This is a genomic window from Stenotrophomonas sp. YJH_SMC_40 (genome assembly GCF_059368615.1).
Genome location: NZ_JCAFRX010000005.1, coordinates 1 through 22,055, shown reverse-complemented (window position 1 = coordinate 22,055; position 22,055 = coordinate 1). Strand labels below are relative to the sequence as shown.

18 protein-coding genes and 3 pseudogenes are annotated in these 22,055 nt (G+C 66.6%); 9 read left to right on the top strand and 12 right to left on the bottom strand.

Going from position 1 to position 22,055, the window contains the following annotated elements; all coding sequences use genetic code 11:
- From AC5P6X_RS10695 to AC5P6X_RS10655, 9 genes and pseudogenes are all read left to right on the top strand, one after another.
- Window positions 1-1,278: an NAD(P)/FAD-dependent oxidoreductase gene (locus tag AC5P6X_RS10695; RefSeq protein WP_049450232.1), complete on the top strand. Its 1,278-nt coding sequence runs from the start codon at window positions 1-3 to the stop codon at window positions 1,276-1,278.
- Window positions 1,275-2,042 carry a DUF1365 domain-containing protein gene (locus AC5P6X_RS10690; protein ID WP_024957376.1) on the top strand — a complete coding sequence of 256 codons (768 nt, stop codon included), beginning with the start codon at window positions 1,275-1,277 and terminating at the stop codon, window positions 2,040-2,042. The genes AC5P6X_RS10695 and AC5P6X_RS10690 overlap by 4 nt, the downstream gene beginning before the upstream one ends.
- Window positions 2,039-3,298: a class I SAM-dependent methyltransferase gene (locus tag AC5P6X_RS10685; protein ID WP_495215432.1), complete on the top strand. Its 1,260-nt coding sequence runs from the start codon at window positions 2,039-2,041 to the stop codon at window positions 3,296-3,298. The genes AC5P6X_RS10690 and AC5P6X_RS10685 overlap by 4 nt, the downstream gene beginning before the upstream one ends.
- A gap of 1 nt (window position 3,299) precedes the next feature.
- Window positions 3,300-3,845 (top strand): DUF2878 domain-containing protein, encoded by a 546-nt coding sequence (locus AC5P6X_RS10680; protein ID WP_123958557.1) that lies wholly within the window; start codon window positions 3,300-3,302, stop codon window positions 3,843-3,845.
- Window positions 3,842-4,627 carry a DUF1295 domain-containing protein gene (locus AC5P6X_RS10675; protein WP_049450236.1) on the top strand — a complete coding sequence of 262 codons (786 nt, stop codon included), beginning with the start codon at window positions 3,842-3,844 and terminating at the stop codon, window positions 4,625-4,627. The genes AC5P6X_RS10680 and AC5P6X_RS10675 overlap by 4 nt, the downstream gene beginning before the upstream one ends.
- Window positions 4,624-5,697, top strand: coding sequence for an SAM-dependent methyltransferase (locus AC5P6X_RS10670; protein ID WP_123958556.1), 1,074 nt, complete (start codon window positions 4,624-4,626; stop codon window positions 5,695-5,697). Before AC5P6X_RS10675 ends, AC5P6X_RS10670 begins: the two co-directional genes overlap by 4 nt.
- Window positions 5,698-5,705: 8 nt before the next feature.
- Window positions 5,706-6,239 carry a lipocalin family protein gene (locus tag AC5P6X_RS10665; protein WP_049450240.1) on the top strand — a complete coding sequence of 178 codons (534 nt, stop codon included), beginning with the start codon at window positions 5,706-5,708 and terminating at the stop codon, window positions 6,237-6,239.
- A gap of 33 nt (window positions 6,240-6,272) precedes the next feature.
- Entirely contained in the window at window positions 6,273-7,019 is a 747-nt protein-coding gene (locus tag AC5P6X_RS10660; protein ID WP_241899012.1) for a LuxR C-terminal-related transcriptional regulator, read from the top strand.
- 2 nt (window positions 7,020-7,021) lie between these two features.
- A pseudogene (locus AC5P6X_RS10655) lies at window positions 7,022-9,327 on the top strand (ATP-binding protein).
- Here AC5P6X_RS10655 and AC5P6X_RS10650 read toward each other — a convergent pair.
- The 12 genes and pseudogenes from AC5P6X_RS10650 to AC5P6X_RS10595 all read right to left on the bottom strand — a co-directional run.
- Window positions 9,328-10,083, bottom strand: coding sequence for a SapC family protein (locus AC5P6X_RS10650; protein WP_005409617.1), 756 nt, complete (start codon window positions 10,081-10,083; stop codon window positions 9,328-9,330). It lies immediately after the preceding pseudogene.
- Window positions 10,084-10,193: 110 nt separating this feature from the next.
- Window positions 10,194-10,466 (bottom strand): hypothetical protein, encoded by a 273-nt coding sequence (locus AC5P6X_RS10645; RefSeq protein WP_005409616.1) that lies wholly within the window; start codon window positions 10,464-10,466, stop codon window positions 10,194-10,196.
- Window positions 10,467-10,715: 249 nt separating this feature from the next.
- Window positions 10,716-12,662, bottom strand: a pseudogene (fusA, locus tag AC5P6X_RS10640) (elongation factor G); the annotation flags it as partial.
- Between the two features lie 362 nt (window positions 12,663-13,024).
- Window positions 13,025-13,774, bottom strand: a complete 750-nt coding sequence (locus tag AC5P6X_RS10635; RefSeq protein ID WP_005409614.1) for a hypothetical protein — start codon at window positions 13,772-13,774, stop codon at window positions 13,025-13,027.
- A gap of 64 nt (window positions 13,775-13,838) precedes the next feature.
- A pseudogene (locus AC5P6X_RS10630) lies at window positions 13,839-14,000 on the bottom strand (hemin ABC transporter ATP-binding protein); the annotation flags it as partial.
- A 15-nt stretch (window positions 14,001-14,015) separates the two neighbouring features.
- Window positions 14,016-14,456 carry a hypothetical protein gene (locus AC5P6X_RS10625; RefSeq protein WP_005409613.1) on the bottom strand — a complete coding sequence of 147 codons (441 nt, stop codon included), beginning with the start codon at window positions 14,454-14,456 and terminating at the stop codon, window positions 14,016-14,018.
- 222 nt (window positions 14,457-14,678) lie between these two features.
- On the bottom strand, window positions 14,679-15,440 hold the full coding sequence (locus AC5P6X_RS10620) for a heme ABC transporter ATP-binding protein (protein WP_005409612.1): 762 nt from the start codon (window positions 15,438-15,440) through the stop codon (window positions 14,679-14,681).
- Window positions 15,437-16,480, bottom strand: coding sequence for a FecCD family ABC transporter permease (locus AC5P6X_RS10615; RefSeq protein ID WP_322533761.1), 1,044 nt, complete (start codon window positions 16,478-16,480; stop codon window positions 15,437-15,439). Before AC5P6X_RS10615 ends, AC5P6X_RS10620 begins: the two co-directional genes overlap by 4 nt.
- Window positions 16,477-17,526 carry a heme/hemin ABC transporter substrate-binding protein gene (locus tag AC5P6X_RS10610; protein ID WP_005409610.1) on the bottom strand — a complete coding sequence of 350 codons (1,050 nt, stop codon included), beginning with the start codon at window positions 17,524-17,526 and terminating at the stop codon, window positions 16,477-16,479. The genes AC5P6X_RS10615 and AC5P6X_RS10610 overlap by 4 nt, the downstream gene beginning before the upstream one ends.
- A gap of 51 nt (window positions 17,527-17,577) precedes the next feature.
- A complete protein-coding gene (locus tag AC5P6X_RS10605; RefSeq protein ID WP_495215430.1) occupies window positions 17,578-18,954 on the bottom strand; it encodes a YncE family protein in 1,377 nt (458 codons plus the stop codon).
- Window positions 18,955-19,076: 122 nt separating this feature from the next.
- Window positions 19,077-20,105, bottom strand: coding sequence for an alpha/beta hydrolase (locus AC5P6X_RS10600; protein WP_005409608.1), 1,029 nt, complete (start codon window positions 20,103-20,105; stop codon window positions 19,077-19,079).
- Window positions 20,106-20,269: 164 nt separating this feature from the next.
- On the bottom strand, window positions 20,270-22,055 hold a 1,786-nt coding region (locus AC5P6X_RS10595; RefSeq protein WP_495215429.1), incomplete at its 5' end, for a YadA family autotransporter adhesin.

Genomic DNA, 22,055 nt, shown 5'->3' with positions numbered 1-22,055 from the left:
ATGCGCATCGCGGTCATCGGCTCGGGTATCGCGGGGCTGGCCAGTGCCTGGTGGCTGGATGGCCAGCACGACGTCACGCTGTTCGAGGCCAACGATTACCTCGGCGGCCACACCCATACCCACGACGTGCAGGTGGCGGGCCGAGGCATGGCGGTGGATACCGGTTTCATCGTCTTCAACCCCCAGCACTATCCCTTGCTGTCGGCGCTGTTCGACGAGTTGGGCGTGGCCTCGCAACCGACCACCATGAGTTTTTCCATGCACAGTGAGCGCAGTGGCGTGGAGTACAACGCCACCTCACTGGATGGGCTGTTCTGCCAGCGCCGCAACCTGGTATCGCCGCGCTTCTGGGGCATGCTGGCCGACCTGCGCCGGTTCTATCGCGACGCGCCGTTGCTGCTGGCCGAAGAAGACGGTCCCACGCTCGGCGAGTACCTGCGCAGCCAGCGCTATGGCGAGGCGTTCATCGACGAGCACCTGCTGCCGATGGCCTCGGCGCTGTGGTCCTCGCCGACGGCCACCGTGCAGGCGTTCCCGGCGCGCTACCTGGCCCAGTTCATGGCCAACCACCAGATGCTGCAGATGACCGGGCGGCCAAGCTGGCGGGTGGTCAGCGGGGGATCGACGCGCTACGTGGATGCGCTGCGTCGCCGCTGGCGCGTGCATGAGCGGCTGCAATGCCCGGTCAGCAGGGTCGAGCGCATGCCCTGGGGTGCACGCGTGCACAGCAGTGCCGGCGTGGAGGCCTTCGACGAAGTGATCCTGGCCTGCCACAGCGACCAGGCACTGGCGTTGCTTGCCGACGCAGATGCCGTCGAGCGTGAGGTCCTCGGCGCCATCCGCTATCAGTCCAACGAAGCGGTGCTGCATACCGATGCGTCGTTGCTGCCGCGCAACCGCAAGGCGTGGGCGGCCTGGAACGCGCACGTACCACGGGATCGCGCGGCGCCCTGCACGGTCAGCTACTGCATGAACCTGCTGCAGGGCCTGCCGGGCGACATCCCCCTGGTAGTGACCCTCAACCGCAGCGAGGCAATCGATCCGGCCAAGGTGCTGCGGACCCTGCATTACGCGCACCCGGTACACGACCACGCTGCAGTACGCGCACAGCAGCGCTGGGCGGAACTGCAGGGCCGCCGCCACACATGGTTTGCAGGCGCCTATTGGGGCTGGGGATTCCACGAGGATGGCATCCGCAGTGCCCGCCACGTGGTCGATGCCCTGCAGGCCTGCGCTCCGCATCGGAACGTATCCGCCTCGGATGAGGTGGCGGCATGAGTGCCAGCGCGCTCTACATCGGGCAGGTGATGCATCGCCGGCATCATCCGCATCCGCATGCATTCCGTTACCCCATCGCGCAGCTGCTGCTCGACCTGGATGAACTCGACACGGTGTTCGCCGGGCGCTGGTTGTGGTCGGTCAATCGCCGCAACCTGGCCGAGTTCCGCCGCAGCGACTACTTCGGTGATCCCGCGCGGCCGCTGGCCGATGCGGTGCGCGACCACGCTGCAGGCACGCTTGGCTACCGGCCAGCCGGTCCGGTGCGCCTGCTCACCCACCTCCGCTTCGCCGGGCATGTCTTCAACCCGGTCAGCTTCTACTACTGCTACCAGGCCGACGGCAGCACGCTGGACTGCATCGTGGCAGAGATCACAAATACCCCCTGGAAGGAACGGCACGCCTATGTGCTGCCGGTTGCCACGGCGCTCCACGAAGGGGCGTCATTGCGTTGGCAGTTCGACAAGCACTTCCATGTCTCGCCGTTCATGCCGATGGATTGCCGCTACGACTGGCGCTTCAACCGCCCGGACCAGGACCTGCGCGTACACATGCAGGTCTGGCGCGACGGGGTGCGCCAGTTTGATGCCACCCAGGCCATGCAGCGTCATGCCTTGAACGGCCGTGGGCTGGCCCGGGTGCTGGCCTGCTATCCGCTGATGACCACCCAGGTGGTGGCCGCCATCCACTGGCATGCACTTCGGCTGTGGATGAAACGCAACCCCGTGCACGACCACCCTGCTCTTGCCGAGAAACCACGATGAACTCGATGACCCCTCTGGTCGCCCTGCCGCGCCCCGGCGCCCTGGATGCGTTCCTGCGCCGCCGCCTGCTGGCCCAGCTTGCCCCCATGCGCGACGGTCGCCTGTGCGTACGTGACGCATTGGGCGAGGTCTGGCTGGGCGATGCCCGTGGCGAACTGCATGTCACCGTTACCATCGATGACCCGGGGTTCTATCGCAAGGTTGCAGCGCAAGGCAGTGTGGGCGCAGGTGAAAGCTACATCCAGGGCGAATGGCACTGTGATGATCTGGTGGCACTGATCCGGCTGCTGGTACGCAATCGCGACCTGCTGGACGGCATGGAGCGTGGCCCGGCCCGCGTGGGTGGCTGGCTGCTGCGGGGCTGGAACCGCCTGCGCCGGAACAGCCGTGAGGGCAGCCGCCGCAACATCGCCGCGCACTACGACCTGGGCAACGATTTCTTTGCCCTGTTCCTGTCGCCGGACCTGATGTACTCGTCGGCGTTGTTCGCCAGTGAGTCCGAACCACTCGAATCGGCCTCGCGGCGCAAGCTGGACCGCATCTGCCAGCAGCTGCAGCTCAAACCCGGCGACCGCGTGGTGGAAATCGGCACCGGCTGGGGTGGTTTCGCGGTCCATGCCGCCCAGCACTACGGCTGCCATGTCACGACCACCACCATCTCTGCAGAACAGCATGCGCTGGCCGCCCGGCGCGTACGGGAGGCGGGCCTTCAGGACCAGGTCACGCTGCTGATGCAGGACTACCGCGACCTGCAGGGCCAGTTCGACAAGCTGGTGTCGATCGAGATGATCGAAGCGATCGGCGCCGAATACCTGGACACCTACATGGCCACGCTGCAGCGCCTGCTCAAGCCTGATGGCGTTGCCCTGCTGCAGGCCATCACCATCGAGGACCACCGCTACGAACAGGCCCGGCGCAGCGTCGATTACATCAAGCGCTATGTGTTCCCGGGCAGCTTCATCCCATCGATCGACGCGATCATGGCCGCCAAGAGCCGATCCAGCGACCTGCAGCTGATCGCCCAGCAGGATTTCGGCCACTCCTACGCATTGACCCTTCGCGCCTGGCGCCAACGTTTCCTGGCCCAGCTGCCGGCAGTGCAGGCGCAGGGTTTTGACGCGCGCTTCTGCCGGCTGTGGGAATTCTACCTGGCCTATTGCGAGGGTGGCTTCCTGGAACGTTCGATCGGCGTCTCGCATCTGCTGCTGGCCCGTCCGGACCACCGGCCCATTTTCGCTGCGACCGACAGCCACTGACATGCATCGCTTCTGGGCCAATCTGCTCGGCAACCAGCTGGTCTGGCTGTGTGCCGTGGCCGGCGCGGGCCGCGGCTGGCAGTGGCCCGCGCTACTGGCCGCGTCGCTCTACATCGGCAGCCAGCTGTTGACCTCACCGCGCCCCCGGCTGGATCTGCGGCTGTTGCTGTTGGCACTGGCCTGCGCATGGCTGGTCGACGCCAGTGCCGCCGCCAGCGGCACGGTGCGCTACGCGGCGGCCCCACTGGGTTGGGCGCCACCGCCGTGGATCATGGCGTTGTGGGCGGCGTTCGCGATGACGCTGACCACGTCGATGCGCTTCCTGCAGCACCACCCGGCCCTGCCGGCCCTGTTCGGCCTGCTGCTGGCACCGCTGGCCTATCTGTCTGCCGCACGCGGTTTCGACGCAGTGCGGTTCGTAGATCCCGTATGGCCAGGACTGCTGGTGCTGGGCGCGGGCTGGAGCATTGCGCTTTCCCTGCTGTGCCGGACCGCCCGTCGCGGCATGCACATCCCGCAGCCGCCCTTCGCAGGAGCGTCGTCATGATCAATCTGATGTGGGTCCTGCTGTACGCCGTACTGGTGATGAGCTGGGGCTGGGCCTGGCAGCGCCGCCACCACAACATCGGCGTGGTTGATGTGCTCTGGGCAAAGGGCATGGGCGCCTCGGCGCTGTTGCTGGCGCTGCTCGGCGACGGTGCGGTGATGCCGCGGATCGCGCTGGGCGTGCTCGGCGGCCTGTGGGGCAGTCGACTCGCCCTGCATCTGTGGCACCGGGTCCGTCACGAAGAAGAGGACGGACGCTACCGCTACCTGCGCCAATACTGGCACGGCCACCAGGGCAAGATCTTCGGCTTCTTCATGGCGCAGGCGTTGCTGATCGTCCTGTTCGCCCTGCCCTTCGTGGCGGTGGCTGCCAATCCTCGGGCCGACCTGACCCTGTGGGTGGTGGCCGCAGCGCTGGTCTGGCTGCTGAGCGTCGGCGGCGAAAGCCTGGCCGACCGCCAGCTGGCGCGTTTCCGCGCCGACCCGGCGAACAGGGGCCGCACCTGCCGCGTCGGACTCTGGCGCTATTCCCGCCACCCCAACTACTTCTTCGAGTGGCTGCACTGGTTCACCTATGTTCTGCTCGCGGTCGGCTCGCCACTGTGGTGGCTGGCCTGGGCCGGCCCGCTGCTGATGTACGTGTTCCTGCGCTATCTGAGCGGCATTCCATTCACCGAGAAACAGGCGCTGCGCAGCCGCGGCGACGACTATCGCGCCTACCAGCGCAGTACACCGATGTTCTTTCCCTGGTTTCCCCGTCCTTCCAAGGAGCATTCCGCATGAGCGCGATCCCGTCACTGAACCCAGCCGAAGATGCGGAAACCGGGCTGATCGCCTGGGCCGAACGCGGACTGGTCCCCGATGCGGCGCTGCGTGCGGGCATCCGCCGCTTGTGCGCGCAGCGCCTGCATGAGGAAAGCGAGGGTGGCATCGAGGGCCAATCGGCACGCTTCAGCCGGCGCATCGCCGAGCTGGCCGACAGCCCGCTCGCGTTGCATACCGACACAGCCAACCGCCAACACTATGAAGTGCCGGCAGCCTTCTTCCAGGCCTGCCTGGGCAAGCGACTGAAGTACAGCAGCTGCTACTACCCCACCGGGCGCGAAACGCTGGACCAGGCGGAGGACGCCATGCTGGAACTGTACGGCCAGCGCGCCGGACTGGCCGATGGCCAGCAGATTCTTGAGCTGGGCTGCGGCTGGGGCTCATTGACCCTGTGGATGGCCGAACGCTACCCGCAGGCGCATATCACTGCCGTCTCCAACTCGCACAGCCAACGCCAGCACATCATGGCGCAGTGCCAGGCGCGCGGCCTGGACAACGTCGAGGTGCTGACCTGTGACGTCAACCAACTTGATCTGCCGACAGCCGGGTTCGACCGCTGTGTCTCGGTGGAGATGCTCGAGCACGTACGCAACTACGAGCGCCTGCTGGCAGGCATCGCACGGTGGCTGAAACCGGATGGCGCGTTGTTCGTGCACATCTTCGCCCATCGCACACTGATGTACCCGTTCGAGACGGACGGCGGCGACAACTGGATGGGCCGCCACTTCTTCACCGGCGGCCTGATGCCGGCCGCCGACACGCTGCTGCATTTCCAGCGCGACCTGCGCCTGGATCAACGCTGGTTGCTGGACGGCACCCACTACCAGCGCACGGCCGACCACTGGCTGGCCAACCAGGATGCCGCCCGCGAGCAGGTGATGCCGGTGCTGATCGCCACCTACGGCCAGGCTGCAGCGAAGGTCTGGTGGCAGCGCTGGCGGATGTTCTGGATGGCATGTGCCGAACTGTTCGGCTACGACGACGGCCAGCAGTGGCTGGTCGCCCACTATCTGTTCCGACCCCGCTGAGGTGCCCCATGCGCATGTTCTCGCTGCTTCCGCTGATCGCAGTCGGCCTGTTCGGCTCAGGCTGCTCCTCCAGCGACACCCGGCCGTTTCCGCGTGCGCCGTCGGTGGATGTGCCACGCTTCATGGGCGACTGGTACGTGATCGCCCATATTCCGTCCTGGCCCGAACGCGATGCCTACGATGCGGTGGAAAGTTATGCCTTGAAGCCCGACGGGCGCATCCAGACCACCTTCACCTATCGCAAGGGCAGCTTCGATGCGCCGCAGAAGTCGATGCACCCCATTGGCCGTGTCGAGAAGGAAGGCAATGGCGCGATCTGGGGCATGCAGTTCATCTGGCCGATCCAGGCCGAGTACGTGATCGCCTGGCGGGATGACGACTACCGCCAGACCATCGTGGCGCGCAGCAAGCGCGACTATGTCTGGTACATGGCGCGTACGCCGCAGGTGTCCGACGGCGACTACCAGAAGGCCGTGCAGCGCATCGCCGAGATGGGCTACGACATCCGCCGACTGCGGCGTGTGCCGCAATCCGTCCGGTAGCATTCGATCCCATCAATTGACAGCTCCGAATCGATGGATGCAGCGAATCACTTCTTAGGAATATTCGCAAAAATCAAGCAATTTCGATGTTCGCCGCGACAGCAGCGCCAGAATGGTCATCACGCCCCATGGGCGCCGATCACCTCCCTGCGCATGAATGGACTTCCTGCCCCGCGCCCGCTGCGACTGGCACTACTGGACGACCACGAAGTCGTCCGTCGCGGCACTGCCCTGCACCTCTCCCGCGACGCCCGCTTCCGTATCGTCGCCAGCCACGCCCGCAGCGACGAACTCATCGACAGCCTCCAGCAGATGCGGGTGGATGTCGCGATCATCGATCTGACCCTGGCCCGCGACGATCGCAGCGCGTCCGAGCTGACACCGCTGCTGCGCGAGCACTTTCCTCGCGTCACCCTGCTCGCTTTTGCGACCCTTTCACCCTCGATCCACATCAACCAGCTCATCGCCACGGGTGTCAGCGGCGTGGTCAGCAAGGCCGAACCACTGCCGATGCTCTCCGATGCGATCGTGCGGGTATCGCAGGGCCTTCCGCGACTGCCACCCGACTGCACGCTGCCGGGAGACTGCGAAGAGCTCAGCCGCAACGAGCGCGAAGTACTGGAGCTCCTGCTGGCGGGCCTGACCGTTTCGGAAATCGCGCTCCGCCGCCATCGCAGCATCAAGACCGTCAGCACACAGAAGGTTGCGGCCCTGCGCAAGCTCAGGCTGCGCAACGATGCCGAGATCTACGCCATGCGGCAGCAGCTGGAATCACCGTGAAGATGCGCGATCGAATGCGTACATCCGCCCTCCTGCTGTTGGCGCTCATCCTGCTTCCCGCCGCGTCGGCCGAGGATGCGTCATCACTTGAATGGGGGCCGGGGCGCGAAGTCCGGGTAGCGACCACGCCGTCGCTGCACCCGGTACCCGCTGCACTCGCTGGCGGCACGACGTTGCCAAGCCTGGCCCATGGCTACGCCAATCTGGTTGCACGGCGTTCGCAGCTGCAGTTCCAGGAGCACCAGCATCCCAGCACCGGCGCATCGGTGGCTGCCGTCTGCAGACGCGAAGCGGATCTGGTACTGGTGATTGGCAACCACCTGCCACCACCCTGCCCCGGCCTGGTGGCATCCAGCACGTTCCGCGGTGGCAAGACGATGCTCGCCGGCCGCAGCGGCGAACGCCTGCCACGCGATATCACGGAACTGGACCACCAGGTCCTGGCCGTGCTCGAAGGGGGGCCGTATGCGGAATGGCTGGCGGCGCGCCATCCGCACGTCCGCCTGCTGCACCTGGCCGATCGGCACGCCACACTGGCAGCTGTCGAAAGTGGCACCGCCGATCTGGCAATCGGTCTGGAAACGACCCTGCGGCCCCTGATCCGCCGGCATTTCGCCGGGCACCTGCACCTGCAGCCTTTCGACAGCGATTTCTCCACCGACCTGCACCTGCTTGCGCGCCACGAAGATCGCCAGCTGCTGGAGCGCATCGAGCGGGCATTGCACGACATTACGCTGGAGGAACATGCCGGCCTGTTGCAGCTATGGGCCCAACAGGCGGCCCCCGCCTCGCTGGAGCACGTCCTGGACTGGATGCGTCAGCTGCCCCCGCAGTGGCTGCCGGCCCTGGCTACCGCATTGGCAGTCGCCCCGTTCCTGTGGCATGCCTGGCACAGGCGCCTGCGTGCTGAAGGCCGTGCCCGCGCCCGCGCGATTGGCATGTTGAGCCACGAGGTGCGCAATTCGGCCCAGGCAGTCCTTGCCTCGATCGACCTGCTCAGCCAGCCGTCGGCGCCCATGGGGCAGCGAGAAGCGCTGGCGGCTGCACATGCCGCGGGCTCCTCGCTGCGCAACCTGCTCAACCGCTCGCTGGAGTTCTCACGCCTGGCCAGCGGCACCTTCAAGCCGCACGTAGAACCTTGCGACATTGCACGACTCTGCCGCCAATCGTTGGATGCAATTCGTCCCCAGGCTCGGCAGCGCGGGCTGGCGCTTCGCTTCGACTGCCTCCCCGAGCCCTGCCCCATTGTCGCCATCGATCCGGAAGGACTGCGCCGGATCATCGACAACCTGCTGGGAAACGCACTCAAGTTCACCGACGTCGGCGGCATCGAGCTGCGCCTTCAACTGACGCCAGGCAACCACCCTCGTGAGCTCATGCTGGATGTGATCGACAGCGGTATCGGCATCACTGCAGAGCAACTCTCCGTGTTGTTCCAGCCATTCCAGCAGGGCGAAGACGGCAAGGAGCGCGGAGGCAGCGGATTGGGACTGATGATCGCGCATGCGCTTGCCCGCGCAATGGGCGGCAACCTGTCAGTACACAGCGTCCCCGGGCGCGGCAGTCGCTTCACCCTGCGCCTGCCGGTACGCCCCGCCAAGGCCAAGGTCACGTCAGCCGCCAGCGCCGGCGCGGGAACGCCGCTGGGCGGGGTTGAGCTGCTGCTGGTGGAGGACCACGGCCTCAATCGCCGGGTCATCAGCGAGCAGCTGCGCCGCCTGGGTGCCGATGTACACGCGTCTGGCGACGCCGCCAGCGCGCTTGCCGAGCAGGCCGTGAGACCGCGCAGCGTGATCCTGCTCGACATCGGGCTCGGGGACATGGATGGCTATGCGCTGGCCATGCAGTTGCGCAGGCAGGCGCGTGCCCCGTTGCGACTGATCGCGCTGTCGGCACGCCGTGATCGTCGGCATGTGGCGCGCTGCCGGAAAGCAGGGTTCGACGCCACCCTGACCAAGCCACTCCAGCTTGAGTCACTGCTGCGGGCGCTGGAGCTGCCGGCGACCGGACAGGCCATCGCAACGGGCACAGCCGCAGGTGACCCCGCCTACATCACGGACATCGGCCACGAGCTGCTGCGGATCGAACAGGCCATCGATGACGCCAGTGCCACTGACCTATGCCATCACGCGCATCGGCTTCAGGGGGCCCTGCAGATATACGGGGCGGCCGCAGAGGCGGACACGGCGGGCGACCTGTGGGAGCTGGGTCGCGCGCCACACCCGACTGGGCCGATGCGCGACGCCTGTTGCGCGTCCTTCAGCAATGGCATGGCTCCCGCGCTGCGGAAGCCATGCCCGGGGCCTGATCAGGCCGCCAGACGCTCGACCTGGCGACGGGTCAGATCGTTGAAGCGACCCAGCGACATCAGATGCTGGTGGATCAGCGCCAGCCAACCACTGCGATGCCACTCGATCACAGTGGCTTCCGGCAGCGCGACGAACTTCTCGACGTCGACGACCTGGAAACCATTGAGATTGAACTCACGGCCATCCGGGGTACGCACGGTGGCGTTGCGCTCGACCAGCAGGCCGTTGTCGATCAGGGCCTTGGAGAAGGCCTGGGTCTGTTCGTGCTCACGGGTGAACTGGCCACAGAACTCCAGCGCCTGCTGCACCATGTCGGTGGCCTTGCCATCGACGAACAGCGGCTGGCCTTCGTCACCGCCCTTGACCACGCGCGAGCTCTCTTCGTCGATGCCCAGCAGGAAATCATTGTCCGAGCCGGTGTCGATGAAGATGAAGGGGTGGCGACGCAGGTAGGCCGGGATATAGGCCTCGTCTTCCCACAGGCCATCCTTGATGAACAGGTTCTGGTCGGATACGCCAACGGCAGCCATCGGCACTGCGGTCGGGCCAGCGAAGAGGATCGGGAAGTGGTGCAGCGCCAGCGAGAACTCGCCGAGCACCAGCGGAATGGCGTTGTTGCCCGCGGCAAACTCGAGCCTGCCCGGCAGGATGCGCAGGTCGGCGTGCACATCGGCCTGCAGCGGCACCGGACGGGTGTAGAACAGGGGGGCGTTGCTCGGCGCCGCTTCGGTGGTGGTGTCGCTGGTGGTGGTCATCTTGGGAACCGTTCGATCATGCGCGCCTGCCATCCCGGGCGCGCCAGCGGGAACAACCTGAATCCCGCATTATCAACAAGCTCGATGACAACGGCCACCCCATCGTCGGCCTATTTCAGCTGCAGTGGGTACCGCTGCCAGAGCACATGGACCAGGAAGCCGGCCAGTTCGGTGTCACGCGCGCTGACCGCTGCGCGGATCTTGTCCAGCAGCACCATGTCCGAACAGGAGCGCACATCCGCGTGGTTGGCCTGCCCTGCCCGGCGCGCGCGGTAGCGCGCGGCCCGTTGCGCGTCACTCATGGCGTACCCGAACTTGGGCGGACGGCCGCGCTTTCGCGGCAGGGTCAGCTCCAGGGTTCCGGGGTCTTTGTCATCACGCATGAGAAGGGTGCGGGCGGCGGCGAGCAACGGGGGGTGCGCAATTTATCGTGAGGCATCACTTTAATCCAGCCTTTTCTGCAGTTTTGTTGCGATGCAATGCAAAAAATCGCATCCCGAGAGCCCCATCCCCGCATGGCGTGGATCTACTGCAGAGCTCGCGACCCGATCGCGCGGTAGATCCACGCCATGCGTGGATGCGCGCCCCGAACACAAAAAAGGGGAGCCCGCGAACGGGCTCCCCACCTTTCCTCATGCAGCGCGTACCGGCTCGTAGCCGTGCAGGTGCGCCTCGCTACTCGCCCGCCCCTGGCTGAGCGAACGCAACGACGTGGTGTAACCCACCAGCTGCGCCAATGGCGCAAAACCACTGACCTCAGCGCGACCGTCCTGGTCCTCGATGCGGGCGATGCGACCGTGGCGCCGGTTGAGGTCGCCGACCACATCGCCCACCGACGCCGACGGCGAATGCACCGTCACCGCCATCACCGGTTCCAGCAGCTGCGTGCCACCTCCGGCCAGCGCGGCCTTGATCGCCTCGGCACCCGCGCGATGGAACGCCATCTCCGAAGAGTCCTTGGCATGGGTCTGGCCATCGACAAGACTGACCTCGATACCGACCACCGGATGACCCTGCGGCCCTTCCGACAGCGCAGCTCGTACGCCCTTCTCCACCGCAGCGATGAAGCTGCGCGGCACCACGCCACCGACAATGCGGTCGTTGAACACCACCTGGTCATCCTCGCGCGGCGACACATCCAGCACCACGTGCGCGAACTGGCCCTGGCCACCGGTCTGCTTGACCAGCCGCCCGACGACGCCGGTCATCGCACGCAGCGGCGTCTCCTGGTAGGCCACGCGTGGCGCACCTACGCCCACGTCCACCTTCCATTCGCTGCGCAGGCGCTCGACCATCACCTCCAGGTGCAGCTCGCCCATGCCCCAGACCAGGGTTTCCGCCGTGTCGCGATCGGTTTCGACGCGGAACGACGGGTCTTCCTGGGCCAGGCTGGCCAGGCCCTGCGCCATCCGGATCAGGTCGGCCGCACGCGCCGGCTCCAGGCGCCACGCCAGCACCGGCGCCTGGGCCTGGATGTTCTCCAGGCGCAGCGGCTGCGAACGGCCGCTCAGCGTTTCGCCACTGACCGCATCCTTCCAGCCCAGCACCGCGACAATGTCACCGGCCACGGCCTGCTCGATGTCGTGGGTCTGGTCGGCCTGCACCCGCACCAGCCGGCTGACACGCCGTCCCTGTGGGTGCTGCGAGCTGGCCACCGCGTCGCCCACCTTCAAGGTCCCCGAGTACAGCCGCACGAAGCTCAGCGCGCCGTGCTGTTGGTGGGTGATCTTGAACAGCAGGCCCGCCAGCGGACCGTCCGGATCCGGCGGCAGCACCACCTCGCCGCTCTCGCTTTCGGCGGTCACGGCAGGGCGATCCAGCGGCGACGGCAGGTAATCGACCACGGCATCGAGCAGCGTCTCGATACCCTTGTCCTTGAACGCAGCACCGGCCAGCACGGGCACGCCCGCACCCGCCAGCGTCGCCCGGCGGATCGCCGCGCGCAGCTGTTCGGCATCGATCACGCGACCTTCCAGCCAGGCATCGGCCAGTTGTTCATCGTGATCGGCCACGGCTTCGACCAGCGCATCGCGCTGAGCCTGCCACTGCGCCCGTGCCGCATCGTCCCACGGGGTGATGATCGTCGCCGCACCGTCCTGCCAGTGCAGTACGCGCTCATCGACCAGGTCGACCCAGCCGTTGAAGCCGCTTTCGCTGCCCTGCGGCACGCCCAATGCCCACGGCCGCGCCTGCAGTTTGTCCTGCAGCTGCTCCAGCACGCGCTCGAACGAAGCGCCGACGCGGTCCATCTTGTTGACGAAGGCGATCAGCGGCACGCGATGGCGACGCGCCTGGCGCCATACCGTCTCGGACTGCGGCTGCACGCCGTCCACCGCCGAGAACACGGCCACGGCACCGTCGAGCACGCGCAGTGAACGTTCGACTTCGATGGCGAAGTCGATGTGGCCGGGGGTGTCGATCAGGGTCAGCCGATGCGGCGGCAGGTCACGCGGCGCCCACTGCGCCTGCACGGCAGCAGCGCCGATGGTGATGCCGCGTTCGCGCTCGATCGCCGAGAAATCGGTGGTCGCGTTACCGTCGTGCACTTCACCGACGCGATGGATTTCGCCGCTTTTCCTTCGCAGTACTGGGTAGAGTCGAGTAGGTAGCGTCGACTGGGTAGAGTCGACTGGGTAGAGTCGACTGTTAGTCGACTAACAAAAAACAAAAACGAAAAGAGCGCCCCGGAGGGCGCTCTGTCGAAGGTCCAGCGATGGCCGCTTCAACGGCCTCGTGGGGCTCCAGGCAGACACGCCCGTTCCGCGCTTGCGCGGGTCAGGGTGAAAAACTTCAGGAGCGGCATCCGGTTCATGGGACGCATTCTAGACCTGCCAATCTGGCGCGCAAGTGAATATTGCACACAAAAATGGAACGATGAGGCCAGCCTGCGTCAGGTCAGATTCCTATGCCACGGGCAAAGGGATCTGGCAGCTGCAAGGCCTCACTTGCACTCATGCAACCTGCGAGCCTCGGCCACTGTCGTCGCCTGGTCGTCCTCCATCGGGATCCATCCCTTCAACGACATCGCCGGATCCACCTGCGCCTGACGCGGGCCACCGTGGATCACCACCTCCGTCCAGCTGCCGACCGGCGCCAACTCGGACAGACGGGCCGTCTGATCATCTTCGGTACTGAACATGTCATCCGGCGACGCAGGCTTGGCATTGTTCACGGTCGCGGTCTTGGCCGTCCTAACCCGCAGCGCGCCATCGGCCATGCGCTGAGTGGTGACGTCATAGCGCTCCACACCGTAGGCCCAGCTGCTCTCACCCACGCGACGGGTTTCACTGCCGTCGTCGGCTACCTCCACGGAATCGCCCGCCGCTTCGGCCACGGCTGCCAGCGACCCCATTCCGGACATCAGTGCCTGATAGGCAATCATCTGCCGCGTCTCGGGCGCCAACGCCCCGGCACCGGCCTTGCCCGCAGGAATCTTCAGGTACACCGCCTCTTTGCACAGCATCAACACCTGCTGGTCATCCCAGCTGATGAGCACTTCGTCATTGGCGAAGTAGCGGGTCGTTACCGGAACCACCGGCGCACCCTCGCCGGCCGAATGCCGGCTCTCGATCAGCGAAGCCCGGTCGGCGGCCTTGATCAGGGAGACCGAGGCGGCCGACGCCGTGTTGGCGGCGCACACGGAGGCGACCAATGCAGACAGAAGCGCGCAGCGCGTGAGGGTACGGATCATTGTGTCAGTCCATTGAAGAAAACGAACTGCACATGATACGTCGCCGCGCAGAACGACTGGGCCCTCAGGTCACCACCACCAACGGCATCCCACGACGCGGGTGCTCCAGCACCACCACATCCTGCTGGTAGACCCGCCGCAGGTTGTCTTCGGTCAGCACCTGCAGCGGCGTGCCATCGGCCGCCACCCTGCCCTGTTCCAGCAACACGATGCGGTCGGCATAGCCTCAGCCACATAGGGGCTATGAATTCCCATCGTAACTCTCCGGGTGCCGCAGGCAGTCCCAGTTTCCTTGCGCCTGCTCCCTGACGCGGCGGCTCCTATCCTTTACGAGTGTCGGATACAAGTTCGTGGCAAGCCCCTCTGAGACCCAAAGCATGTGGCACGCCACTCGGAATCTGACTTCGGCCATCGGGTGGGATGCGAGTTCCAACCAGACGCACTCTGTGGCTGGATACGCGTCATTCAGCTTGCAAAGCCAGCTGCCAGCCGCCTCCCATGTCCCCGAGGCGCCGCCCACAAGACCCTTGCGAATCGCATTCAGTGCGCTCTCGATCGGAACGATGCCATCCTTGAAATCGTGAATGGCATTGATGATGGCAAGCACCATCTGCAGTTCATCGTCCTTGCGGTGTCTGCGAATCGCGCATTTGATTTCATGCTCGCGGCCGAAGGTGAACATATGGGCTTCCTCGCTCTGGAACGCCCAATGGTCAGTCAGCCCGAATCATCAAAGCAATGATCAACTACCACCGCACGCATCTGAAGGAGGGGCTAAGCCAGTGCAACGCCTGCGCCCCCAAGGCCCAACATCCCAGCTTCGCCTGTGGCAGGGGCGTAGAATCATCGGAAAGCCGCTCAGGACGACGTAAAAGACGCGGCTATTTACGACACGACCCTCGAATCAGGTCACCACCACCAGTGGCACCCCGCGCCGCGGATGCTCCAGCACCACCACATCCTGCTGATAAACCCGCTGCAGGTTGTCTTCGGTCAGCACCTGCAATGGCGTGCCATCGGCCGCCACCCTGCCCTGCTCCAGCAACACGATGCGGTCGGCATAGCCGGCGGCCAGATTGAGGTCGTGCAGCACCACGATCACGCAGGCACCGGCTTCGGCACAGGCGCGCACACTGCGCAGCGTGCGCTCCTGATGGCGCAGATCCAGCGCTGCGGTCGGCTCATCAAGCAGCAGCAGCGGCGTGTCCTGCGCCAGCACGCGCGCGAACGTGGTCCGGGCGGACTCGCCACCGGACAGCTGCTGCACCTCGCGCAGGCGCAGCGCCTGCAGTTCGGCGGCATCGATTGCAGCTTCCACCTGCGCGTCGTCCACACGCGGATCCGGCGGATGCGGCAGTCGACCCATCGCCACCACTTCTTCCACGCTGAAGGCGAAACGCACGCCGTGCTCCTGCGGCATTACCGCGCGCTCGCGCGCCAGCGGCCCCGCCTTGTAACTGGCCAACGGCTTGCCCAGCAGGCTCACCTCACCCACGTCGGCACGCAGGTCACCAGCAGCCACCGCCAACAGCGTGGACTTGCCGGCGCCGTTCGGGCCAACCAGGGCAGTCACCGTACCCGGCTCGAATGCCAGCGAGATGCCATGCAGGATCTCGCGCTGCTGGCGGCGCACCACCACGTCGTGCAACTTCAGCAGCACGCTCATGGCGCCGCTTTGCGGCGCTGCTGCAGCACCAGCCAGAGGAAGAACGGCGCACCCAGTGCGGCCGAGAACAGGCCCAGCGGAATCTCCGCGGGCGGATCAAGCGTGCGTGCCGCGGTGTCGGCCACCACGATCAGCAGTGCACCGAGCAGGCCGGACAACGGCAGCAACCAGCGATGACCAGGACCGACCAGCAGGCGCGCCACGTGCGGCACCACCAGGCCCACGAAGCTGATCGAACCGGCAAACGCCACCGCCGCGCCCACCAGCAGCGCACTGAACGCCACCAGGCGACGCCGCGTGCTGGTCACGTCCAGTCCCAGATGCTGCGCCTGGCGTTCGCCTAGTGCCAGCATGTCCAGCGGCGTTGCCAGTCGCTGCAGCGCGAACACGCCGATGGCAAACAGGGGCACCACCGCCGCCACATCGGCCCAGTTGGCACGCGCCAGCGAGCCCATCTGCCAGAACACCAGCGACTGCAGTTCGCTTTCGCTGGCGATGTACGTGAGGAAACCGATCAGCGCGGAGCAGAACGCGGCCATCGCGATGCCGACCAGCAGCAGCGTGGCGTTGCCACTGCCTTTGCCGGGCCGCGCCAGCGCGTAGGTCAGGCCAATCGCCAGCGCACCACCAGCGAACGCGGCCACCGGCACCAGCCAGCCTGCCGCACCGGCAGCCCCCAGCACGATGGCAGCCACCGCACCCAGCGCAGCGCCCTGGCTGACACCGACGATGCCGGGGTCGGCCAGCGGGTTACCGAACAAGCCCTGCAGGCTGGCACCGGCCATCGCCAGCGACGCACCGACCATCGCACCCAACAGGGCGCGCGGAATACGCAGCTGCCAGACCACGGCGAGGTCGCGGCTGCTGACCGCCTGCGGATCGAGCAGACCCAGCTTCACCGCCAACGCCTGCATCACCTCCAGCGGCGGCAGCCGCAGCGGGCCCACGGCGAACGAGGCCAGCACCGCACCCAGCAGTGCCAGCAACGCCACCAGCAACATCGTCCGCCCGCGACGGCGGCGCCGATCCGCCGGACTCATGCCTTCGGCAACGCCGCCAGGGCCTTGGCCAGCGCCAGCGCGCCAGCTCCGGAACCGACACTGGTGTACTTCAGCTGCACGTCCGGCATCACCCAGACCCGATTGGCCTGCCCGGCCGGGGTCTGCTTCAGCGTCGGGTATGCCTTCCACAGGCCTTCGGCACCGCCGAACAGCTGCAGGTCATGCTCGGTCACCAGGATCACCTCCGGCGCCGCGGCGACCACGCCTTCATTGCTCAGCTGCGAGTAGTTCTTCACCCCCGCCTCGGTGCCGATGTTGACGCCGCCAGCCAGCGCGATCAGCTGCGCCGAGGCGCTGTCGGCACCGGCAACAGTCGGTGAGCCGCCAGCGCCGGTGGCCGATACGTGGATCAGTCGTGGCGCATGGCCCAGGCCCTTGCCAATCGCTGCAGCCTCGTCGAGCTGACGCTGCACCTGCGTGGCCAGTGCTTGCCCTGCCTCGGCCAGCCCTAGTGCCGCGGCGACCTTGCGCACCTTGTCCGGCGCCGGCTGCAGGTCATCGATGACCACCGCCGGCTCGCCCACCTCGCGCAGCTTCTTGGCCAGTTCGGTGTGGCGGCGCAGGCTGTTGCCGAGGAACAGCGAGCCCTGCAGGCTCAGCACGCCCTCCACGCCAGTGGTGCGGTTGAACAGGAACTGGTGCGGCGCGGCCAGGCCGGCCTGGGTGGTGGTGTTGGTCGGCGCGGCAAATACCTGCTTGCCCAGCCCCAGTGCTTCGATCACCGCGATGACGTCGTCGCCACCGGCGATGATGCGGCTGGTGTCAGCCACTTCGATGTCGGCACCGTCATCGGAATGCACCTTGGCCGGCAGCACCGCCTTCTGGTCATGCACCGCCGGCATCTCGGCACCGGCCACGCGCTGCCAGCCTGCCGGCAACGCCGTTTCCGCAGCGGCCGCCGTTGCTGCAGGCGACTCGGCAGGCGTCTTGGCATCAGAGGGAGCCGACGAGCCGCCACAGGCAGCCAGCGCCAGCGAAACAGCCAACGGAAGCGCACACAGGCGCAGACGGGACGCGATGTTCATGCACATTCTCCTTGCCGGCAGGGCGACGCGCACGCCGCCCTGCCCTGTGACTTACTGCTTCGGGGTGATGCGGATGATGCGGTCACCCTTCGGGTCTTCAGCGCCGCGCGACTTGTTCACCGCGAACACGTTGCCCTTGCCATCGGCGCGGACGTGGTTCGGCAGCGTACCGCCATCAAGATTGGCGACCACTTTGCCATCACCGTTCACCACGGTGACCGTGCCAGCGCCACGGTTGCTGACGTAGGCCAGGCCGGAGGCATCATCGAAGGCGACGTTCAGCGCGCCGGCGCCGACCGGCACATCGTGCAGCACCTTGCCGGCGGCCACATCGACGATCAGCAGGTTGTCGGTGCCCTGCGAGGCCACGTACAGGCGGTTGCGTGCCGCGTCGAAGGCCACGCCCGAGGCACTGATCGAATTGCCCAGGTCGATGACCTTCTCGACCTTGCCGCTGGCCACATCGATCACCGCCGCTTCCGGCGTGCCGATGCTGACGGTGAACAGCTTGCCGCCCTTCTCATCCAGCACCAGGCTCATCGGGGTGAACTTGCCGTCATCCACGCCGGATTCCAGCGTCACCGCCGGCAGCTCCTTGAGGGTCTTGGCATCGAACACCGACAGGTGGTCTTCACCCGTGGCCGAGGCGAACACCTTGCCGTGAGTGCCATCGACCACCACGTCGCGCGCGTGCGGCACGGCATCGACCGGGAACTGATGGACCAGCGACAGGTCCTTCTGGCGATAGACCGCGATGGAGTTCTGGCGGGTGTTGGTGACCCACACGTTGCCGTTGGTGTCATCCACGCCGACGCCGTAGACCGCGTACACCGCGCCGTTGGTGCTGCCTGGCACCTGCGCCGGGGTGATCGCCTTGGTCACCTTCAGCGACTTCGGGTCCAGCTTCAGCAGCTGCGACTGGGTCACCGGCGGACGGCCCACGGCCGAGGTCACGAACAACGCGTTGCTGGCGGCGCTGTAGGCGGACTGGTACAGGCCCGGCACCAGCTTGTTGGACTGGGTGGCGAACTGCGCCTGGCCGGACAGCGGCAGCTGCGGCGAAACGCGCAGCTTCAGCACGGTGGCTGCGGCCGGCTGGCTGGCGCGCACCACCACCGGGTGGGTGCCCGGCACCGCGTCGGCGGGAATGCTCAGCTGGGTCTTGAAGTTGCCATCGGCATTGACCACCAGCGGCTGCGTGTTGAGCACGCTGTCGCCACGCAGCAGGCTTACCTTCTGGCCCGGCACGAAGCCACGACCGACCACGTCGGCAGTGCTGCCGGGAACCACGTTCTCACCGCGTGAAACGACCTCGCCCTTGAAGGTGGCGTTGGCCGGTTGGTCGAACACCGGCTGCGCGGTGGCGGTCACCGCCAGCAGCAGGCCGGCGGCGAGAGAGGTAAGACGGAAAGACGGACGGAACGACATGGAAGGCTCCTTGCACACGTAGGCCGCGCCACGTGACGCGGGATTCATCGGTTGCCTGGGCCGCTGCACATCGGCAGCCTCGCCTGGGTAGTGGGGTCGCACGCCTTGGCATGCGAAGGGATTCATTCAGCGGCGTTGTCAGCGCCATTGGGCGCGCCGTCACCGGCACTGCGGTCGGTCACGCCGTACAGCTCATGCAGCGCGGCATGGAACGAGGCGGGCAGCATCGGGCCGTGACCGAGGCCGTCGAACTCGCGGTACTCCACGCTCAGGCCCGGCACCTTGCCCAGCCGCTCGGACAACTGCATCGCGGCATCCGGGGTGGCGCCACCGATGCGGCGCAGGTGCGCGACCACGCGCGGATTGTTCATGTCACGCTTGCCGCGATCGCCAACACGCTCGGCACCGCCCAGCATCAGCCAGAGCTTTGCCGGCTGGCCATGCACGTTCTGCACGAACTGCTGTTCCGGATCACCCAGCGCCGCGCCCTGGCTCCACCACAGCGACGGGCTGGCCGCCAGATAGGACTGGAAGGCGGCGGGACGGGTGTACAGCGCATTAAGCACGAACAGGCCACCCAGCGAGTGGCCCCACAGCGCTTGCTGCTGCGTATCGATGCGTGCGCGACGCTCGACTTCCGGCTTGATGCGGCGTTCGATCACATCCAGGAAGGCCGCAGCACCACCGCCGACCGCCTGGGTCGTACCGCTTTCGTCGTCGGCGCGATCGATCCATGCGGTGTAGTCGCGGGTGCGCGCCTTGGAGTCGATGCGCAGGTCGTTGTCGTAGCCGATCAGCACCAGCACCGGTGGCGCCTTGCGCGCAGCCAGTTCGGCCAGCAACGGCTGATCCAGGACCATGGCGACGGCGTTGCCGTCCAGCGCGTACAGCACCGGCAATGGCGTCTTGCCGGCCTTGGCCGGGATCGCCAGGTTCACCCGCCAACGGCGCTGCTGGTCCGGGCTGTCCACCACGAAATGCTCGAAACGATAGCTGGCCGCCGGCTCGTCGAGCACGGTGTGGCCGATCTTCTGCAGCGGATTGCGCTGCTGCGTATGGGCGTACGGGGTGGCCAGGAGCAGACCCATCATCAAGGCGGCCAGGCCGCGGGCCAGCGGACCACGGCGCGAAGGCGGGACGAAATGCTTCATCAGCGGCGGCAGAAGCGGCCCAGGGCCGCCGGTTCACAAGGGACCGCAGTCTACCTTAAACGCGAATGATTATCACATCGATCGAACGTCACGCTGTGTATCACGCGCGAGAGATCGGGGCCGCCAGCGTCGGCCCCTCGCTATGTTCCTGCCGGAGTTGCCAATCACCACTGGAAGCCTACACCGATGGTGAAGCCGTGGTCCTCCGTGGTGGTCGAACCCGATGCCCTGAGCATGAACGAGCCATCCTCGGAGACTGCAGAAAAGCCGAGCGCGACTGCAGACTCACCACCATAAGTCGACCCGGCCATTGCAATCATCCTTCCGCCCGGAACGAAGCTGCTCGGGAGACCCGCCATCGACATCGACAGCGCGATACCTGCGTTTGCTTCGCGACGCAGCTGCTTGATCTGGCGATCCGTATATCCGTTGGCCTGGACCAGCGCCCAGCTCGCTTCCTGCCGGGACAGTGATCGTGCCTGCCCCAGATTGACTGCGTCAGTATCACGCGTGGCGGGCGCAACATGGGTGATCTGCCGCTCCGCGCCGGCCGCCCCCACCGAAAGCGCGTTCGGCCGATCGGCACGCGAGCCGGCGCCCAGCGCGACACTGCCCGGCGCGCTGGCGACCGCGTCCTTGCCCAGCGCGGTCGCCTGGGCGCCGGTGGTTGCAGCACCCTGCCCCACCGCCACGCTTCCGGTACCACTCGCGGAGGTCCCTGCACCCACCGCGACCGCACCGCTACCAACCTCGGCCCGCGCTGCAGGCTGCTCAGAGCTCGGCCTGTCCACTGCGACGCCCTCACCCAGCGCGTCTGCACGCTGCACACGCTTGTCCAAAGCGTTGAGCTGCGCGCCGGTGACCGCGTCAGTGCTGGCATCATCGATCCGGCCCACAGCGATGCCGGTCACCCGCCGACCACCTTCGTGGCCGCTGACATCCAGCTCGTTGCCTCCCGTGTCTTTTCCGATCGTGAGCGACTTGCTCTGCGGATCCTTTTTAACCAACCCGATTTCCCCGCGCACGATCTGATTCCGGGTCTGCTCCACCTCCGCCGCAGTGCGGATGACACCCTCGCCAGCAGAGTTGGCTGCCTGCAACGCAGCGCTTGCCACACCTCCGACCCGATCCGCCGTCGCCTGCGCTGTGGCCGCCCGGGCAGTAGCGTCATCGGCCGTGCGCTGCGCACCATCGGCTGCGCTGGAAGCCGCGTCAGCTACAGACTGCGCCGCCTGGGCGGCCTGATCGACCACGTTGAGCTGGCTGACATTGACTGCATCGGTCGTTTTCACGCCGGCCGCAACGTTGGCGATCTGGCTGCTCGCCTGCCCGTCATGGGCGGCATCGTAGGCGCCCTGGTTTTCGTTCCAGCGGAGGCTGTCACGCGCCAGGCCGTCGACGCGGTCATTGACCGTGCCGATGTTCTGATCCAATGCGTTCAGCGCTCCGCCAACGTTACCGTGCTGGGTTACCTCGCCGGTGCTGCCATCGGCATTGATGGCAGCCACTCCATAGGATGGCGCAGACACGGTGCCGTCGGCATTCACATTCACACCGCCGCCCAGGGCATTGGCCACGGACTGGCCCGCGTCCTTGATCCGGCCGGCGACGGTTTCCTGCGGGCCGATACCCGCCAGCTGTGTGCTGGCCGCACCGGCTACCGCTCTGGCTTCATTGGCGGTGACCTGCGCGGCGTCCGCCGCGCGCTGGGCATTGCCGGCATCGGTAGCCGCCGCAGCAGCAGCAGTCACCGCCGAATCGGCAGTTGCCTGTGCCTGGTTGGCCGCAGACGTCGCGCCATCGGCCGTGGACTGCGCGGCCTGGGCCGCCGACTGCGCCGCCTTGGCGGCCTGATCGACCGTGTTGAGCTGGCCGACATTGACTGCATCGGTCGTTTTCACGCCGGCCGCGACGTTGGCGATCTGGCTGCTTGCCTGCCCATCATGGGCG

Coding starts and splice junctions, on each gene's coding strand:
- AC5P6X_RS10695 (WP_049450232.1), top strand. CDS start 1: ATGCGCATCGCGGTCATCGGCTCGGGTATCGCGGGGCTGGCCAGTGCC.
- AC5P6X_RS10690 (WP_024957376.1), top strand. CDS start 1,275: ATGAGTGCCAGCGCGCTCTACATCGGGCAGGTGATGCATCGCCGGCAT.
- AC5P6X_RS10685 (WP_495215432.1), top strand. CDS start 2,039: ATGAACTCGATGACCCCTCTGGTCGCCCTGCCGCGCCCCGGCGCCCTG.
- AC5P6X_RS10680 (WP_123958557.1), top strand. CDS start 3,300: ATGCATCGCTTCTGGGCCAATCTGCTCGGCAACCAGCTGGTCTGGCTG.
- AC5P6X_RS10675 (WP_049450236.1), top strand. CDS start 3,842: ATGATCAATCTGATGTGGGTCCTGCTGTACGCCGTACTGGTGATGAGC.
- AC5P6X_RS10670 (WP_123958556.1), top strand. CDS start 4,624: ATGAGCGCGATCCCGTCACTGAACCCAGCCGAAGATGCGGAAACCGGG.
- AC5P6X_RS10665 (WP_049450240.1), top strand. CDS start 5,706: ATGCGCATGTTCTCGCTGCTTCCGCTGATCGCAGTCGGCCTGTTCGGC.
- AC5P6X_RS10660 (WP_241899012.1), top strand. CDS start 6,273: ATGGATGCAGCGAATCACTTCTTAGGAATATTCGCAAAAATCAAGCAA.
- AC5P6X_RS10650 (WP_005409617.1), bottom strand. CDS start 10,083: ATGACCACCACCAGCGACACCACCACCGAAGCGGCGCCGAGCAACGCC.
- AC5P6X_RS10645 (WP_005409616.1), bottom strand. CDS start 10,466: ATGCGTGATGACAAAGACCCCGGAACCCTGGAGCTGACCCTGCCGCGA.
- AC5P6X_RS10635 (WP_005409614.1), bottom strand. CDS start 13,774: ATGATCCGTACCCTCACGCGCTGCGCGCTTCTGTCTGCATTGGTCGCC.
- AC5P6X_RS10625 (WP_005409613.1), bottom strand. CDS start 14,456: ATGTTCACCTTCGGCCGCGAGCATGAAATCAAATGCGCGATTCGCAGA.
- AC5P6X_RS10620 (WP_005409612.1), bottom strand. CDS start 15,440: ATGAGCGTGCTGCTGAAGTTGCACGACGTGGTGGTGCGCCGCCAGCAG.
- AC5P6X_RS10615 (WP_322533761.1), bottom strand. CDS start 16,480: ATGAGTCCGGCGGATCGGCGCCGCCGTCGCGGGCGGACGATGTTGCTG.
- AC5P6X_RS10610 (WP_005409610.1), bottom strand. CDS start 17,526: ATGAACATCGCGTCCCGTCTGCGCCTGTGTGCGCTTCCGTTGGCTGTT.
- AC5P6X_RS10605 (WP_495215430.1), bottom strand. CDS start 18,954: ATGTCGTTCCGTCCGTCTTTCCGTCTTACCTCTCTCGCCGCCGGCCTG.
- AC5P6X_RS10600 (WP_005409608.1), bottom strand. CDS start 20,105: ATGAAGCATTTCGTCCCGCCTTCGCGCCGTGGTCCGCTGGCCCGCGGC.